Raw genomic sequence first — 14,996 nt, 5'->3', positions numbered from 1 at the left:
TTTGGCCGCTCCTCGTTTGCTCCCGTCGGAAAATGCTGTCTCGGATTCGTTCGGCGCAGCAGCGCGCCCTTCTCACTTGACGGTGGCCGCGCCGTCCTTGATCTCGATGGTCTCCCCACCCTCGAGGCCGATGCGATCGCCGCTCGGCAGCGTCACGAAACAGCCGGAAGGGCAGAAACTCTCGGTCTCGCCGGCGTCGACGGCAAGCTCGACGCGCGAACCATCCTCCACGACCTGCAGAACCACGGTCGACGATCCGCTGTTGGTTACCGTTGCCGCCAGGGCAGCGGAGGCCATGCACGTCGAAAGGAGAACACTCAGTACCAGTTTCGTCATCTTTTCGCGGCGTCTCGCGGACGCCTCCCCCTGCTCGTCGTCGGAGTCCGGTCATCCCTTCATCCGACACTCCTCTTTTATCGCGGCCAGCCTGAACGCCGCCTGAACACCCCTACCGTGGCAAACTGCCACTCGCCTCGTCGGCGGGCAACCCGTCGCCCGCCATCCGCGGCAATTCGTCGACCGCAGCAAGCATCGGGCCGCCGCTCCCCGGCGTCTCGCCCGGACGCCCTGCGTCGCCGGCGGAGCGCACGCGCAGGTGAACATCCTGCTGCGGGAACGGTATTTCCACCCCTTCGGCCCGGAACCGCTCCAGGATCATGACATGGATGTCGTTCTTGACCCCGCGGGCATTCAGCACATCGCCGATGAAGAAGCAGAGGCGGAAATCGAGCGAGGACGCGCCGAAGCCGTCGAAAATGACGAAAGGCTCGGGGTTGCGCAGGACACCCTCATGCGTCTGGGCGATTTCCTCGAGGATCGCCATCACCTTTCGCGGATCGCTGTCGTAGCCGACACCGACCGGGATATCCACGCGGCCGAGACTGTTGCGATGCGTCCAGTTGCCGACCGAAGCATTGATGAGTTCGGAGTTCGGCACGATGATCGACTGGCGCTGGAAGGTCTCGATTTCGGTCGCACGCACGGAAATACGCCGAACGAATCCTTCCGTCGTGCCGGTGGCGACCCAGTCACCGACCTTGAACGGCCGTTCCGCCAGGAGGATGAGCCCGGAGACGAAATTCGATACGATGTTCTGGAGGCCGAAGCCAATGCCGAGAGAGAGCGCACCGGCAACAAGCGCCAGGCTCGACAGATCGATGCCGGCGGCCGAGACACCGATGAGCCCGGCCAGCGCCGTGCCCAGGTAGCCGATCGCTGTGCGGACCGAATTGCGCACGCCGGGATCGACCTGCGAGCGCGCCATGATGCTGCCGTCCAGCCACTTCTGGAACCACCGGGTGCCCACGAGGCCGAGGACGAAGAGCAGGATACCACCGAGGATACCGAACACCGAAAAGCGGATGCTGCCGACATTGACCTCGGTGAACATGGTGAAGAGCCATGCCTCGATGTCGCGCGGCTGAAAGCCCCAGGAGATCAGGATCAGCGGAATGCCGATCGAGAGCGCAAAAAGGTAGATCAGCAGACCAGCCGCCATGCCGGTCTGGTCGAGAGCCACGGGATGCAGCAGGAAACGCCGCTCGAGATAGCGGCCGACCCGCGTGTCGCCGAAGCGATCGGGTTCAGAGATCGCCTTTCCCGACAGGATGCCGATATACATCGTGACGACCACCGCGCCGTTGACGATGATCTGCGTCGCGAGGAAGCGCGCGAGGCCAACATAGCCGACGGCGCTCAGGAAGATCAGCCCGAGACCGACGAGCCGCAGCAATATCGCCACCCATCGCGGCCACGGCCGGCCCGGCGCGCGAGGATCACCTGTTTCGGCGACAATCGGCGTCATGAAGGAGACGGCGAAGATGATGAGACCGACCAGCGTCGACGACAGAAAGCTCTTGAACACCGTCAGGACGATCGGCGATCCAAGTGCCTCGCTGACGGTTCCGAAGACATAGTCGAGGCCGTTGATAACCGCCATCAGGAGGACGGCCGTCACCAGGTGGCGCGCGCCGCGGTCGGAGACCCGGATCAGCCTCCAGCTCGGCGCTTTCGGCGCCAGCACCGCTTGCGTCAGCAGGCCGACGAAAACGACGAGCCCCACGAAGGCGAGCGAGACAGCCATCATCGGAGCGATGTCCTGCCGGAGCACCTTGAACGTATCGAGAAAGAAATAGGTCGCCGCCAGGAAGACGCAGAGCGCCAGCGTCGGCAGGATGGTCGACCAGAATGCGACCGACAGGCGGCTCATGTAGCTCGGCGCCTCGTTCGCCGGATCGCGCTTTATCAGCCGCCCGAACAGCCGATACTCGACGAACATCAAAACGAGAGCGAGCGACAGCGACAGCATCACGGCGATACCGAGCGGCGCGCGCTTGAACTTCAGGATGAAGGTCACCCAGCTGCTGAGCGTGCGCTGGAAGTCCGAGGCTTCCTGAGAGAACGAACTCGCCGCCTCCGAGAACACGTCCATCGATATCTCTGTATGGGCGAACAACTGCTCGGCAAACAGATCACGGCGCATCTTCGTGATTCTGTTCGACAGCTCGGAGGCCTTGATCGAGATATCCTCGGCCTGTCCCGTCAGCGTGTTGATCTCCAGCCGTCCGGCCGTCAGCCTGTGCCGCTCCTGGGTAACTGCCGCTGCCTCCGGCGGCTGCCCGTCCTTCGGCGGTTCGCCGAGCTGGTCGAGCCGCGACTTGATCTCGTTCAGGCGCGGCCGCAGATCGACGGACACCTTCAGGACGTCGCGGATCAGCGAATCGACGCGCGCCTTGATATCGGTCAGTGCGGCATCGTCGCTCGCCCGGCGCTCGACGTCCGCGGCGAGCGCGTCCAGCCGCTTCCTTACATCCGCGATGTGATCGGCCGCCTCCTGCTCCGGGGTTGCGTCCGGTGCAACAACCGACTCCTGCGCCTGTGCGAGGCGTGTCCCGACGGGTGACAGGAGAAAAGCCCCTGCCCCCGCCGTCAGCAGGAGGAGGAAGAGAATGCGGAGAAACGACAAGGCTGATCCTTCATTCGCTGGTGGCGGAACGAGGCGGACAATAGTACCGGACGCCGCGAAAGAAAAGAAACGGCTCCACGATCCCGGCAGCATCATGGCGCAAACGACGCGCCATCGGAGAATTGGCATGGAGAGCGCCGGCAACGGCGGACACGAAGTTATCCACAGTTATCCACAGGCAAAAATCATGAATTCGGGGAGAATGGCGAGAACGCAGCATGAACATCAAGAAGGCGATGAGAACATAAGGCGACCATCCGCCAGCGACCGGCTTCCTCCCCGACAGCACCACCCGGACGCAAAAAGGGGCGGCTGATTGCCACCCCTCGAATTCCATCTCCGCACCAGTGTCGGAAATCTTGTCCTGCCCGACCTGCTGTCGATCAGTCGTCGTCGCCACCATCGTGGTCGCCACCGTCATGATCGCCGCCACCGTGGTCGCCGCCATCATGGCTGCCGCTGTCGTGACTGTCGCTGTCGTGGCTGCCGCTGTCGTGGCTGCCGCTGTCGTGGTCGTCACCGCTATCGTCGGAACCGCTGCCATCGGAACCATTATCGTCGTCCGAACCGTTGTGGTCGTCGTCGGAGCCGTTCACATCGTCGTCGGTACCGTTGTCGTCGTTGCTTGCGGTAACCCGATCACCACCGCCGGAACCGCCCGTGCTGGACGAAGACGACAGACCGAGACATGCAGCAACCGTCGAACAGCTGCCGGCATGGGCCGGGCCGGAGACGAGAGCAGAAGCCATCAGGGTGAGCATTGCAGTGGTTGCCAGAAACTTGTTCATTTTGTGTACTCCTCGTTGAACACAGGAGCCGTCATAACGAACAGAAGCTGACAGATAGCTGACCGAAAAACATAGAATTTTTCATAACCGTCGATTTTCTTTACTCGACGGTCCTCAGCGGAAATGATGAAATTTCAATGATTAAGAGAAAAATGGTGGGTGATGTAGGGCTCGAACCTACGACCCGCTGATTAAGAGTCAGCTGCTCTACCAACTGAGCTAATCACCCGACCGTTGCGCCGTCTGGCGGCGTGAGGGGGCGTATAAACAGGATCGGAGAACTTGTCCAGCGCCGAAGCGAAAAAACTTTCGCCACGGCGGGAAAAAATTCACACCATCAACGTAACCATTTGTTTTCACAGATCTAAAAACCCGGACGCCACGCGCACGGCTTGACCGCCGATACGCGCCCGCGCAATTTCACCGTCCGTGACGTCGATATGGAGATGGATGTAGGAAGGCCGGCCCATTTCTACGCCCTGCTCCACCAGCAGCGGGTGGTGACCGTCCGGAAGCGCATCGAAATGGTGGATGGCGCCGGAGAGCGCCGCGACCGCCGAACCCGTCGCCGGGTCCTCGCCGATGCCCATGTCGGCACTGAACATGCGTGCGTGAAACTTTGCTCCGTGATGAATGCCGCCGCGGCAATAGACATAGGCCGAAGCGAGGCCTCCCTCCGCAAAAGGCGCGATCCTCTCCCAGAACTGCGGATCGAAATCGACCCTCTCGACCGCGCCAATGTTCTGGACGGGAATCATGATGAAGGGAACGCCGGCGCTCCAGAGCGAGGGTACGTGGTTCTCGAACCCGATCTGCTGCGGTTTGAGCGAGAGGGCCTCGGCGAGGGCCTGCCGGTCGAAGGCGAGATCGATCCGGCTCGAATTGCGCGGCAGGTCGAATTCGGCAAAGCTCGCCTCGCCTTCCCGCAGCCTGATGGCGCAGCGCACCGGCCCGACATTTTCCTCCAGCACCGAGACGAGTTCGGTGGCACCGTTCTTCGCCCCTTCCCTCTCGGCGAGCGCGATCGCCGTTCCCACCGTCGGATGTCCCGCGAAGGGCAGTTCCCGCGCCGGCGTGAAGATGCGGATGCGCGCGGTATGCGTCGCATTTGCCGCCGGCATCACGAAAACCGTTTCGGAGAGGTTCGTCTCGCGGGCGATCGCCTGCATTTCCGGATCGGACAACCCATCGCCGTCGAAGACGACACAAAGCGGATTGCCCGCAAGTCTGCTGTCGGTGAAAACGTCATAGATGCAGTATTGCCGCACCAATCTCTCTCCTCGCCGCATTTCGTCGCCCGCACACTGCCCCAGCCGCAGCGGCGGTGCAAGCGAGGGCGTCAGCGGCCCCCGGAGAAGAACCAGTGGATGAGCGGCAGCATGGCGGCGGCGTAACGATGGGCGGACGGATCGGCCGAACGGATCGCGACGGCACCGGCAATCTCCGCCCGTTCTTCGCCGCGCATGTGCTCCTCGATTCGCTCGACAAGCTCGCGGGCGTTCTCGCGCCGCCGGAAGAACTGATAGATCGTCACCCGCCGCCGCTGATGGCTGGCGAACAGCCGGTCGTCGGTCTCGTCAGCCGCAAGCTCGAGACCGGTCTCTTCCCTGACTTCGCGCAGCATGTTGCCGGTGAGGTCGCAGTAGCCATCGACGACATCACCGTCGTCGAGCGAGCCTGCAGCGCAGTAGACCTGTCCGGGATTGGCCGTGTGTTCAGACATCCTGACGGCGATGATCGCCCCGTCCGAGGAAACGATCACCGGGAAGCCGAAGAGGTGGAAGCCGCTTGTCGGGGCGGGCTGGCTGCGCCACCAGAGAAAGGTCGAATAGGGAATGATGTGTCCTGTCCCGCAGATTGTTCCCTCCTGAAGATCCAGGCGCCGCTGGAACACGATCTTCCCGTCGAACAGGGCCGGATTGCGCGAAACCTCCTCGCGCCAGTTGCGCGCCGCAGCCTCCCGCTCCGCCAGATGAAAGGGATGATCCCCCGGCTCCACCGCCAGCGTGACCTGCCGCACCGGAAAGAGCGTCTTCTCCGGCGGCCACAGGAGTTCGGCATGATCCGGCGCAAGGTTCATAGGACAAGTCCCGACATGGCGAAGCGAATTGGTGCGGGCACCGCCGGAGGCGGAGCCTGAACGGTCCGGGGTGGAACACGCGAACGAAAGGTGATGAGGCCGGGATCAAATGTCAAATCATGCGTCGCCGCACCTCGGATCGCCACCTTCTCATCAGGCCCCGCAGGGCGCCCGGATGAGGGATTGCGACACGGTCGCCCGACAGGTCTCCGCCGGTCCCGGACTTTTATTGGGCCGACATCGCCCAGGAGCGGCTATCCTGTTGATGTGGGGAGAAAATTCCTGCGATCACCTTCTCTATCCGAAAAATGGACGAAGGCATGAGCATGAGGACGAACACCAACTGGCGGGCGCGGTTGCGCTACGAATTCGACAAGAGCATGGCGGCAGGCACCGTCGCGCTGATCGGCTGGCTGGCGCTCGTCTCGATTGTCGTCATCATCATCGCGGCTGCGTTCCTCTCATTGAGCGGAATAGGCCCCGACGACGGTTCACCGGTGACCTTTGTCGAGGCGGCGTGGGAATCGCTGATGCGTACCATGGACGCCGGCACGATGGGCGGCGACCAGGGCTGGAGCTTTCGCGGGGTGTCGCTCGCCGTGACGTTCGCCGGCATCTTCGTTTTCTCCGCCCTCATCAGCGTGATCAGCTCCGGCCTCGAGGGCAAGCTCGACGAGCTGCGCAAGGGCCGCTCCCACGTGATCGAGAACGACCACACGATCATTCTCAACTGGTCGGCCTCGATCTTCGACATCATTTCGGAACTGGTGATCGCCAACCAGAGCCGCAAACGCCCCCGCATCGTCGTCATGGCAGGAAAGGACAAGGTGGAGATGGAGGAGGAGATCGCCGCCAAGGTCGGCGACCTCAAGAACACCAGGATCATCTGCCGCAGCGGCGATCCGACCGACCTCTACGACCTCGCCATCCTGAGCCCCCAGACCTCGCGGTCGGTGATCGTCCTCTCGCCGGAAACCGCCGATCCGGATTCGCAGGTCATCAAGACGGTCTTGGCGCTGGTCAACGATCCGAACCGCCGTGCGGCACCCTACAAGATCGCCGCCGAAATCCGCGGCGGGGCCAATGCGGAAGTCGCCAGGATCGTCGGCGGGCGGGAAATGCAGCTCGTGCTCGCCGACGACCTGATCTCGCGGATCGTCGTCCATTCGAGCCGCCAAGCCGGTCTCAGCGCCGTCTATTCCGAACTCCTCGACTTCGACGGATGCGAGATCTACACGCTCGACCAGCCGGGCCTCATAGGCAAGCCGTTCGGCGCCGCCGCGATGTCCTACGACAGCTCGACACTGATCGGCATCTGCGACACGGAAGGCAAGGTGCATCTCAATCCGTCGCCGAACCGCGTCTTCGCGCCCGGAGAAAAGGCGATCGTCATTGCCGAAGACGACGCCTCGATCAGAATATCGGCCGCACCGTCCGTCTGTGCCAAGGATGCGATCCTGCCCGTCGTCGTACGCGAGCGCCGCCCCGAGCGGACGCTCATTCTCGGCTGGAACCGGCGCGGCCCGCTGATCGCCACAGAGCTGGCGCGCTACGTTGCTCCCGGCTCGCTGCTGACCATCGCGGCAGACACGCCGGAATTCGAACAGGAGGCGTCCTCTCTCGTCGCCGCCGGCTCGAGTTTCTCGGTCGACTACCGGGTGATCGACACCAGCAGCCGCGCCGCCCTCGATGCTCTCGACGTACCCTCCTACGACCACGTCCTCGTGCTCGGCTATAGCGATCACATGAGCGCCCAGTCGGCTGACACCCGGACGCTCGTCACCCTCCTGCAGCTTCGCAAGATCGCCGAACGGGCCGGCAGGCACGTCAGCGTCGTCAGCGAGATGATCGACGTGCGCAACCGCGAGCTCGCGGAAGTGACGCGCGCGGACGATTTCGTCGTCAGCAACAAGCTGGTCAGCCTGATGCTCGCGCAGGCCTCGGAGAACGAGTACATGGCGGAGATCTTCGGTGAACTGCTCGACGAGGAAGGATCGGAAATCTACCTCCGTCCGCTGTCGGACTATGTCGCGATCGACAGGCCGGTGAACTTCCATACGATCGCGCTCTCGGCGCTACGTCGCGGCGAAATCGCGATCGGTTATCGTCGTCAGCGCGAGAACGATCCCGACGAGCGTAATCTCGGCGGCGTTACGGTCAATCCGAACCGCAATGACATGATCTCTTTCGACAAGAACGACATGGTGATCGTCCTCGCCCGCGACTGACCGACGCCATCGTCACGGCGGTTCTCCGCAACGTCCCGCATGACAAAGGCCCGTCGTCTCCGACGGGCCTTTGTCGCATCAGCTTGCCTGCAATGAACTCAGGCGGCAGCGGCGATCGCTCCGCCGATCAGCCGCCCGAGCCGCCTGATGCCTTCGTCGATCATCGCCTCGTCGGCGCAGGAGAAGGAGAGCCGGATCGTGTTGGTACCCGAACGATCGGCGAAGAACGCCTGACCCGGCACGAAGGCCACCTTTTCCGTCTCGACGGAGCGGGCGAGAAGCGCGGCCCCGTCCATGCCTTCCGGCAGCGTGACCCAGATGAACATGCCGCCCTCCGGCCTGGTCCAGACCGTGCCGGCAGGCATGTACCGGTCGAGCGCGGCGAGCATGGCGTTGCGACGGGCGCTATAGGCGGCCCTGATCTTGGCGACCTGCTCATGGAAATAGCGCTCGGCGACGTGCGCGATGGCGATCTGGTTGATGGTCGAGGAATGCAGGTCGGCTGCCTGCTTGATCAGGACCAGCTTGCGAATGACCGGCGTGGCGGCGACGACATAGCCGACCCGCAGACCCGGCGCGAGCGTCTTGGAAAAACTGCCGCAATAGATCGTGCGCGTATTCTCGATCGAGCCCTTCCGCGCGATCTCGAGCGAAAGGATCGGCGGGATCGCTTCGCCCTCGTAGCGCAGGTGCTGGTAGGCCGCGTCCTCGATGACCGCGACGTTGAGTTCCTCGGCCATGTCGAGAAGACGCTCGCGTCCCGCACGATCGACCGTCTCCCCGGTCGGATTGGCGAAGTCGGACGAGAGATAGGTGAACTTGACCTCGCCGCCCGCCTTCTGCGCCGCCGTCCGGTAGCTCTCCGGTGTCCGGTTGCCGGAAAGGGTCAGCTGATCGAAGGTCGGCTCGTAGGCATTGAAGGCCTGCAGGGCACCGAGATAGGTCGGCCAGGTGACGAGCGCCGTGTCCTTCGGCGACAGGAAGAGCTTGCCGATGTAATCGAGCGCCTGCTGCGAACCTGAGGTGATGAAGATGTTGTCGGCCGTGCAATCGATACCGATCCGGCCCATCTCGCGCTGCAGCCATTCGCGCAGCGGCTTGTAGCCCTCGCTCACCGAATATTGCAGTGCCGCGCCGACACCTTCGCCCGAAAAGATGTCGGCATAGGCCGCCCTGAACTGCTCGTCCGGAAAGAGCTTCGGATCAGGAATCCCGCCGGCGAACGAAATGATGTCCGGCTTGTCGAGCAGTTTCAGGAGTTCGCGGATTTCTGATGCGCGCATACGCATCGAACGCGTCGCGAAGATCGCTTCCCAGTTCAGCATGGGTGTTTCCTCGGTATGTTCTGGAAGCTCAACAAGACCATGGATGCTTCATTAAGTCAATAATACTGACCTATATTGCAGCACAACAAAAACGATGTGACTCGTGGTCCGGAGCGGGTCCTGACGCGACGCAGCGGCAGCGGCAACACTCCGGAGAGCGCGGCGCCCGGATCCGCCGGTCGGGCCTACCGCGGGCCATGCGACGCCCACTCTCCTGCTGTTTCGACGGCCCCGCCCAACGCACCCGCGACCAGGACCTTTGCCGCCCAGAGGACGACTTCTTGGGCGTCGCCGGGTTTGAGGTCGCAGACATCCTTCAGAACCACAAGCGTTTCAATCCCGGTCATCAGGGCCAGGCCGTGAACCAGCCGCCGAAATTCGTCGGGCGGAAGCGTCTGTCGTAGAGGTTCGAGCGCCGCAGTCAGCCATGCAATGCGACGTGCACCTCTCTTGGCCTCGCCCTTGCCGCTGACGCTGCTCGCCAGCAGCGCCCTGAACATCGCTTCGTTCGCTTCCACCATGTCGTAGACCTGCCGGACGACGCTCTCCACCCGGAGGGGCACCGAAGCAAGCCCGTCGCCCTCCTTCGGAAGTTCGATGCTGATACCGCTTGCCACCGCGTCGAGTGCCGCCTCCCGGATCATATCTTCCGGGGTCGAGAAATAGCGGTAGGCAGTCGCCCGGGAGATGCCGGCATGATCGGCCACGTCGGCGACCGACGGCTGCTGGCCCTTCGCAGTCAGGTCCTGCGCAGCGCGCAGCAACTCGGCGCGGGTCCGACGCTTCTGATTTACACGTTCGAAACTTTTTTCTTGACCGCTCATTTCTACCTCTTTATGAGACACAAATCTCATTAAGATGCAAATGTAGCATAAAGCCAGGAGGACGCAACCATGGATGCCACAGTTGAAAATCCGGACGGCATGACCGTTCCGTCGAAGACACTTCACTTTCTCGGCAATCTTCTCACCTTCCGTGCGCGGTCGGCCCAGACCGGCGGCAGTTTCTCTCTCACGGAATGCCTGACGGCGCCCGGCGCCGGTTCACCACCCCACACGCAAAAGGACGAGGAGGCCTTTCTGGTCATCGAGGGGCAGTTCGAGTTCATGCTCGATGGAAAGACGCGCCTCTGCGGCCCGGGCGATTTCGTCCATGTCGCGCCGAACACGCCACACGCCTTCCGCAATCCCGGCGACAGGCCGGCAAGAATGTTGATCATCAACCTTCCGGGCGGTTTCCACGAAGGCTTCTTCGACGCCGTCGGCGACGTCGTTGACGCGGCGACGACAAGCTTTCCGCCAATGTCGCCTCCCGACATCGCCATGATCGCAGCCGCAGCTTCACGCTACGGGATCGAGCTTCTGCCGCCATCAGCCTGACCGGCAACGGCAGTCGGGCCGAAACGCTTAGGGAAGTTTTAGGAAGCACCCGAAGCCGCCAGCGGCTAAGAGCCTTTCGCCCGGCGGCGCGCCCGTCCTTTGGAAGTCCTTCGGGCCGAGAAAACGGGACGAAGACGTCGCGAATACCTTGTTGTACAGTAAAAATCCGGGGGTCGATAAGCAGAGGGGATCCTGCGGCGCCTCCGCAAAAAGGAGAGGAGAAATCACAATGCGTGGACTACCGTTCTTCTGCCTGGCAAGCGCCAGTCTTTACGCTCTCGTGGCGATGTCGCTCGGCATCTACATGGGGGCCAGCCATGACCATGTGCTCGCGCCCGCCCACGCCCACCTGAACCTCGTGGGCTGGGTTTCGGTGGCGCTTTACGGCCTCTATTACCACGCCGTCCCGACGGCAGCGGAAACAAGACTGGCGAAGATTCATGTCGCCGTCGCCTCACTCGGCGTCGTGCTGCTGGCGCCCGGAATTGCGCTGGCGGTTCTCGGCATCACGGAAGGCCTGGCCTCGATCGGCTCGCTGGTCACCATCCTGTCGATGCTGCTGTTTACGACCGTGATCTTCACCGGTCGCAAGACCGCCTGAGACGAACAGCCCCGGCGAGACGCCACCCCCGATTTACGAGAAAGGCCGGAGAAGTCACCCTCTCCGGCCTTTTGTCTGTCGGCTCGCTGTCGGCGAGAACCGCTTAGTTCTTCGACTTGTCGACGAGCTTGTTCTTGCCGATCCACGGCATCATGCCGCGCAGCTTTTCGCCGACTTCCTCGATCTGATGCTTGTCGTTCATGCGGCGGATCCCCTTGAAGCGGGCAGCACCCGAATGCCATTCCTGCATCCACTCGGAGGTGAACTTGCCGGTCTGGATGTCGTGCAGGACGCGCTTCATTTCAGCCTTGGTTTCAGCCGTGATGATGCGCGGGCCGGTGACGTACTCGCCCCACTCGGCGGTGTTGGAGATCGAGTAGTTCATGTTGGCGATGCCGCCTTCGTAGATCAGGTCGACGATCAGCTTCACTTCGTGCAGGCACTCGAAATAGGCCATTTCCGGTGCGTAACCGCCTTCGACCAGCGTTTCGAAGCCGGCGCGGATGAGTTCGACCAGACCGCCGCAGAGAACGACCTGTTCGCCGAAGAGGTCGGTTTCGCACTCTTCCTGGAAAGTGGTTTCGATGATGCCCGAACGGCCGCCGCCGACGCCGCAGGCGTAGGAGAGAGCGAGTTCAAGGGCATTGCCTGAGGCGTTCTGGTGAACGGCGACGAGGCACGGCACGCCGCCGCCCTTCTGGTATTCGCCGCGAACGGTGTGGCCCGGGCCCTTCGGCGCGATCATCACGACATCGATGGAGGCCTTCGGCTCGATCAGTCCGAAGTGGACGTTGAGGCCGTGGGCGAAGGCGATTGCCGCGCCGTCACGGATGTTCGGGGCGATTTCCGACTTGTAGATGCCGGCCTGGAGTTCGTCCGGGGTCGCCATCATCATCAGGTCGGCCCAGCCGGCCGCTTCGGCGACCGTCATGACCTTGAAGCCGTCGGCTTCGGCCTTCTTGGCGGTCGCAGAGCCCGCCTTGAGGGCGATGGCGACGTTCTGCGCACCGGAATCCTTGAGGTTCAGCGCATGCGCACGGCCCTGCGAGCCGTAGCCGATGATGGCAACCTTCTTCGACTTGATGAGGTTCAAGTCGGCATCACGATCGTAATAGACGCGCATTGTCTTTCCTTCCCTATGCTTTGTCCGTTTGTACCTGTTTGTGTCCGGCGACCTTCGGGAAAACCTCAGTCCGCCAGCATCTTCTCCGTGCCGTAGAGCGTCAGGAAGGACGAAACCGCCCTCGCCGCCCGGGCTCCGAAACTTTCGACATCCGGCTTTTCGCCGAGCAGCATGCGCACATGCATGTCCGAGACGATCAGGCCGTAGAGGGTGCGATAGGCTTCCTCGCCGTCGGAAAAGCGCAGCAAGCCGTCACGCTGCCCGCTCTCCAGAAGCGCGCGCGCGCGCCGGTCGATCTGGCGCCGGCCGCGCTCGAGCAGCATCCGGCCGAGCTTCGATCCATCCCGGCTCGTCTGGCCGATCGCCAGCCGGTTGAGCGCGAGCGAAACGTCGCCGGCGAGCACGCCGAGGAGATCCCGGGCGAAGAGCTCGAGATGCTGCGTCAGGCTTTCGCCCGTCAGTCGCTCGCCGGAACGCTCGAAGGTTCGCACCTTGCTCGCCTGATAAGAGATCATCGCCGAAAGCAGGCCGTCGCGATCGCCGAACCACTTGTAGAGGCTCTCCTTCGAGCAGTTGGCCGCCCGCGCCAGTCCCGCCGTCGTCAGGGCCTTGTCGCCGCCCTCGACCAGAAGACGCAACGCCTCCGCCAGCACGGCGCTCTGGCGCGGCGTGAACTCGGTGGACGTGGAGTCGTCGGTCTGCAAGGCTACCCCCTCAAGTACCGTACTGTACGGTACTGTTTGTTTACCGCCTCACCTCCATCCCGTCAAGGGGCATGGCGAACAGGCGGCCGCCGACGGAAAAACCATCAATGAGAACGGGCGTCGCAGTCACATTAAGTTGAAATCGATTTGTGAGAAATCAGTCATATTCAATAACAAAATGCATGCATCGCAACTTTAAACCATTGTTTTTGTTTCATTTTCTTTTCAAGAGGAAACGAATGAAACAAGTCACGGGATCGAACCAAGCGGTTCTATGGCGCACAATTCGATCTTGTAAATGCAGAAGAACGGAGCCAAATACCTCTCATCGAACCGACGAGTTCGATAGAACGACGAAAGGAATTGGCCATGAAGACTCTCGCAACGGCAACCGCACTGGTCGCCTTCCTCGCAGGTGCCTCCATGGCCTTCGCCATCGAACCGATCCCCGGAAGCCTCACCTATGGCGGTCACGTATCCGTCCTTGAAGAGGCCCCGGCCGGCTCGAACTTCCAGCACACCTTCTTCGCCGCGAACGGCGACAGGGTAAAGGAAGTCTACCGCGTGAATGTCGACCACACGGTCGAACTGGTCGCCCGCACGTACGTCGACAGGTGACCCCGATCAGAGCGTACGGACGATCTTCGCCCGTCACCACAACGCTAGATTTTATTCATGCGGAAGAATTACCCGCATGACGAAAAACACCGAAAAGGAATGACATCATGAAGACCATCATCGCAGCAGCAACCGTCCTTGCTACTCTCGCCACCTCCGCCTTCGCGCTCGAGCCGACCAACGGCCGCACCGTCTCCGGCGAACCCCAGGCGAGCTATGAGCAGGCACCGGCCGGTACGAGCCTCTTCCGCACCGGCTCCATCACCAACCAGGGCCGCAACGACTACCAGACCACGGACGACCACGGCGCCTTGTCGCTGGAACCCAGCCACGGCCACAACTGATTTGTTTCGTGCGGGAGAACCGCCCGCATGACGAAAAACACCGAAAAGGAATGACATCATGAAGACCATCATCGCAGCAGCAACCGTCCTTGCTACTCTCGCCACCTCCGCCTTCGCGCTCGAGCCGACCAACGGCCGCACCGTCTCCGGCGAACCCCAGGCGAGCTACGAAAAGGCACCGGCCGGCACCAGCCTCTTCCACACCGGCTCCATCAGCAACCAGAACCGTGACGACTACCGTTACACGAACGACCGCAGCGCCACGTCGCTGGAACCCAGCCACGGCCACGAAGGCTGATCCTCCCCGGTCTGAATCGGCCCACGGTCCCGGAGCGCAAGCCCCGGGGCCCAAAGATGTCCGCTGAGCTTCGCCCCAGTTTTGGCATTTGGCGAGGCACCGGTTCCGCGCTATGGCTTCTCCCCGACGTCAATCCTCCACGGAGCACATCGATGCGGACCCAAATCTCTTCATTGTTGATCGCCGCCGCCCTCGCCGCGCTGCCGACCTCGGTCTTCGCGGCCGAAAACCGTTGCGGCTGGGTCCAGAACCCCACCCCCGGCAACTACTGGCTCGACGACCGCGACGGCACCTGGATCATAGCGACCCAGGGCTCGGAGAACGAAGCGCTCGGCATCGAGAACATGGGCGATCTCTCCGCCGGCGATTTCGTCAAGACCAACGGCTATTACGGTTATGCCTGCGGCTGCATGAAGGTCGAGACGGAGCGCAACACCGATCCGCAGGTCTCCTCGGCCGGCCGGATCACCGCGATCTATTCGTTCAAGCAGCTCAAGATCGCCAAGTGCAGCGCCGACAAGAGCCTGCCCAAGCCGGAATAGG

17 protein-coding genes and 1 tRNA gene are annotated in these 14,996 nt (G+C 62.5%); 7 read left to right on the top strand and 11 right to left on the bottom strand.

All coding sequences use genetic code 11. The features are described from left to right. Positions 1-72: 72 nt before the first annotated feature. The 7 genes from DFR48_RS02390 to DFR48_RS02365 form a co-directional block, all read right to left on the bottom strand. Positions 73-336 carry a hypothetical protein gene (locus tag DFR48_RS02390; RefSeq protein ID WP_114361531.1) on the bottom strand — a complete coding sequence of 88 codons (264 nt, stop codon included), beginning with the start codon at positions 334-336 and terminating at the stop codon, positions 73-75. Between the two features lie 112 nt (positions 337-448). After that, positions 449-2,965, bottom strand: coding sequence for a mechanosensitive ion channel family protein (locus tag DFR48_RS02385; protein WP_245415490.1), 2,517 nt, complete (start codon positions 2,963-2,965; stop codon positions 449-451). Positions 2,966-2,975: 10 nt separating this feature from the next. After that, on the bottom strand, positions 2,976-3,416 hold the full coding sequence (locus DFR48_RS21740) for a hypothetical protein (RefSeq protein WP_170141781.1): 441 nt from the start codon (positions 3,414-3,416) through the stop codon (positions 2,976-2,978). Beyond that, on the bottom strand, positions 3,349-3,753 hold the full coding sequence (locus DFR48_RS02380) for a hypothetical protein (RefSeq protein WP_114361530.1): 405 nt from the start codon (positions 3,751-3,753) through the stop codon (positions 3,349-3,351). Before DFR48_RS02380 ends, DFR48_RS21740 begins: the two co-directional genes overlap by 68 nt. A gap of 153 nt (positions 3,754-3,906) precedes the next feature. Further along, a tRNA-Lys gene (locus tag DFR48_RS02375) sits at positions 3,907-3,982 on the bottom strand. 127 nt (positions 3,983-4,109) lie between these two features. Then, complete coding sequence (locus tag DFR48_RS02370; RefSeq protein ID WP_425359227.1) at positions 4,110-5,042, bottom strand: PhzF family phenazine biosynthesis protein; 933 nt, start codon at positions 5,040-5,042, stop codon at positions 4,110-4,112. A 50-nt stretch (positions 5,043-5,092) separates the two neighbouring features. Continuing rightward, on the bottom strand, positions 5,093-5,833 hold the full coding sequence (locus DFR48_RS02365) for an NUDIX hydrolase (protein ID WP_114361528.1): 741 nt from the start codon (positions 5,831-5,833) through the stop codon (positions 5,093-5,095). A 320-nt stretch (positions 5,834-6,153) separates the two neighbouring features. Between DFR48_RS02365 and DFR48_RS02360 the strand changes: the two genes are divergently transcribed. Continuing rightward, the gene (locus DFR48_RS02360; protein ID WP_245415489.1) at positions 6,154-8,061 is read left to right on the top strand and encodes a CASTOR/POLLUX-related putative ion channel; all 1,908 of its coding nucleotides are present in this window, start codon (positions 6,154-6,156) and stop codon (positions 8,059-8,061) included. A 98-nt stretch (positions 8,062-8,159) separates the two neighbouring features. Here the strand turns inward: DFR48_RS02360 and DFR48_RS02355 are convergent, their stop codons facing one another. Together DFR48_RS02355 and DFR48_RS02350 are read right to left on the bottom strand one after the other, a co-directional pair. After that, positions 8,160-9,386 carry an aminotransferase-like domain-containing protein gene (locus tag DFR48_RS02355; protein WP_114361527.1) on the bottom strand — a complete coding sequence of 409 codons (1,227 nt, stop codon included), beginning with the start codon at positions 9,384-9,386 and terminating at the stop codon, positions 8,160-8,162. 185 nt (positions 9,387-9,571) lie between these two features. After that, on the bottom strand, positions 9,572-10,210 hold the full coding sequence (locus DFR48_RS02350; protein ID WP_114361526.1) for a TetR/AcrR family transcriptional regulator: 639 nt from the start codon (positions 10,208-10,210) through the stop codon (positions 9,572-9,574). A gap of 69 nt (positions 10,211-10,279) precedes the next feature. Here DFR48_RS02350 and DFR48_RS02345 point away from each other — a divergent pair, with 69 nt between their 5' ends. Beyond that, entirely contained in the window at positions 10,280-10,765 is a 486-nt protein-coding gene (locus DFR48_RS02345; protein WP_114361525.1) for a cupin domain-containing protein, read from the top strand. Positions 10,766-10,994: 229 nt separating this feature from the next. After that, on the top strand, positions 10,995-11,366 hold the full coding sequence (locus DFR48_RS02340; protein ID WP_114361524.1) for a hypothetical protein: 372 nt from the start codon (positions 10,995-10,997) through the stop codon (positions 11,364-11,366). A gap of 103 nt (positions 11,367-11,469) precedes the next feature. Here the strand turns inward: DFR48_RS02340 and ilvC are convergent, their stop codons facing one another. Together ilvC and DFR48_RS02330 are read right to left on the bottom strand one after the other, a co-directional pair. Further along, on the bottom strand, positions 11,470-12,489 hold the full coding sequence (ilvC, locus tag DFR48_RS02335) for a ketol-acid reductoisomerase (RefSeq protein WP_114361523.1): 1,020 nt from the start codon (positions 12,487-12,489) through the stop codon (positions 11,470-11,472). A gap of 65 nt (positions 12,490-12,554) precedes the next feature. After that, positions 12,555-13,193 (bottom strand): TetR/AcrR family transcriptional regulator C-terminal domain-containing protein, encoded by a 639-nt coding sequence (locus DFR48_RS02330; RefSeq protein ID WP_114361522.1) that lies wholly within the window; start codon positions 13,191-13,193, stop codon positions 12,555-12,557. 369 nt (positions 13,194-13,562) lie between these two features. Between DFR48_RS02330 and DFR48_RS02325 the strand changes: the two genes are divergently transcribed. From DFR48_RS02325 to DFR48_RS02310, 4 genes are all read left to right on the top strand, one after another. Continuing rightward, the gene (locus DFR48_RS02325; protein ID WP_114361521.1) at positions 13,563-13,811 is read left to right on the top strand and encodes a hypothetical protein; all 249 of its coding nucleotides are present in this window, start codon (positions 13,563-13,565) and stop codon (positions 13,809-13,811) included. Positions 13,812-13,918: 107 nt separating this feature from the next. Then, positions 13,919-14,155: a hypothetical protein gene (locus tag DFR48_RS02320; protein ID WP_114361520.1), complete on the top strand. Its 237-nt coding sequence runs from the start codon at positions 13,919-13,921 to the stop codon at positions 14,153-14,155. A 58-nt stretch (positions 14,156-14,213) separates the two neighbouring features. Beyond that, positions 14,214-14,453, top strand: a complete 240-nt coding sequence (locus DFR48_RS02315) for a hypothetical protein (protein WP_114361519.1) — start codon at positions 14,214-14,216, stop codon at positions 14,451-14,453. Positions 14,454-14,605: 152 nt separating this feature from the next. After that, the gene (locus DFR48_RS02310) at positions 14,606-14,995 is read left to right on the top strand and encodes a DUF4087 domain-containing protein (RefSeq protein WP_114361518.1); all 390 of its coding nucleotides are present in this window, start codon (positions 14,606-14,608) and stop codon (positions 14,993-14,995) included. Position 14,996 lies beyond the last annotated feature (1 nt).

It is taken from the genome of Ciceribacter lividus (assembly GCF_003337715.1).
In the GTDB taxonomy this organism is placed as follows: Bacteria; Pseudomonadota; Alphaproteobacteria; order Rhizobiales; family Rhizobiaceae; genus Allorhizobium; species Allorhizobium lividum.
The sequence above is the reverse complement of the archived record's forward strand: the minus strand, read 5'-3'. Positions and strand labels throughout refer to the sequence as shown.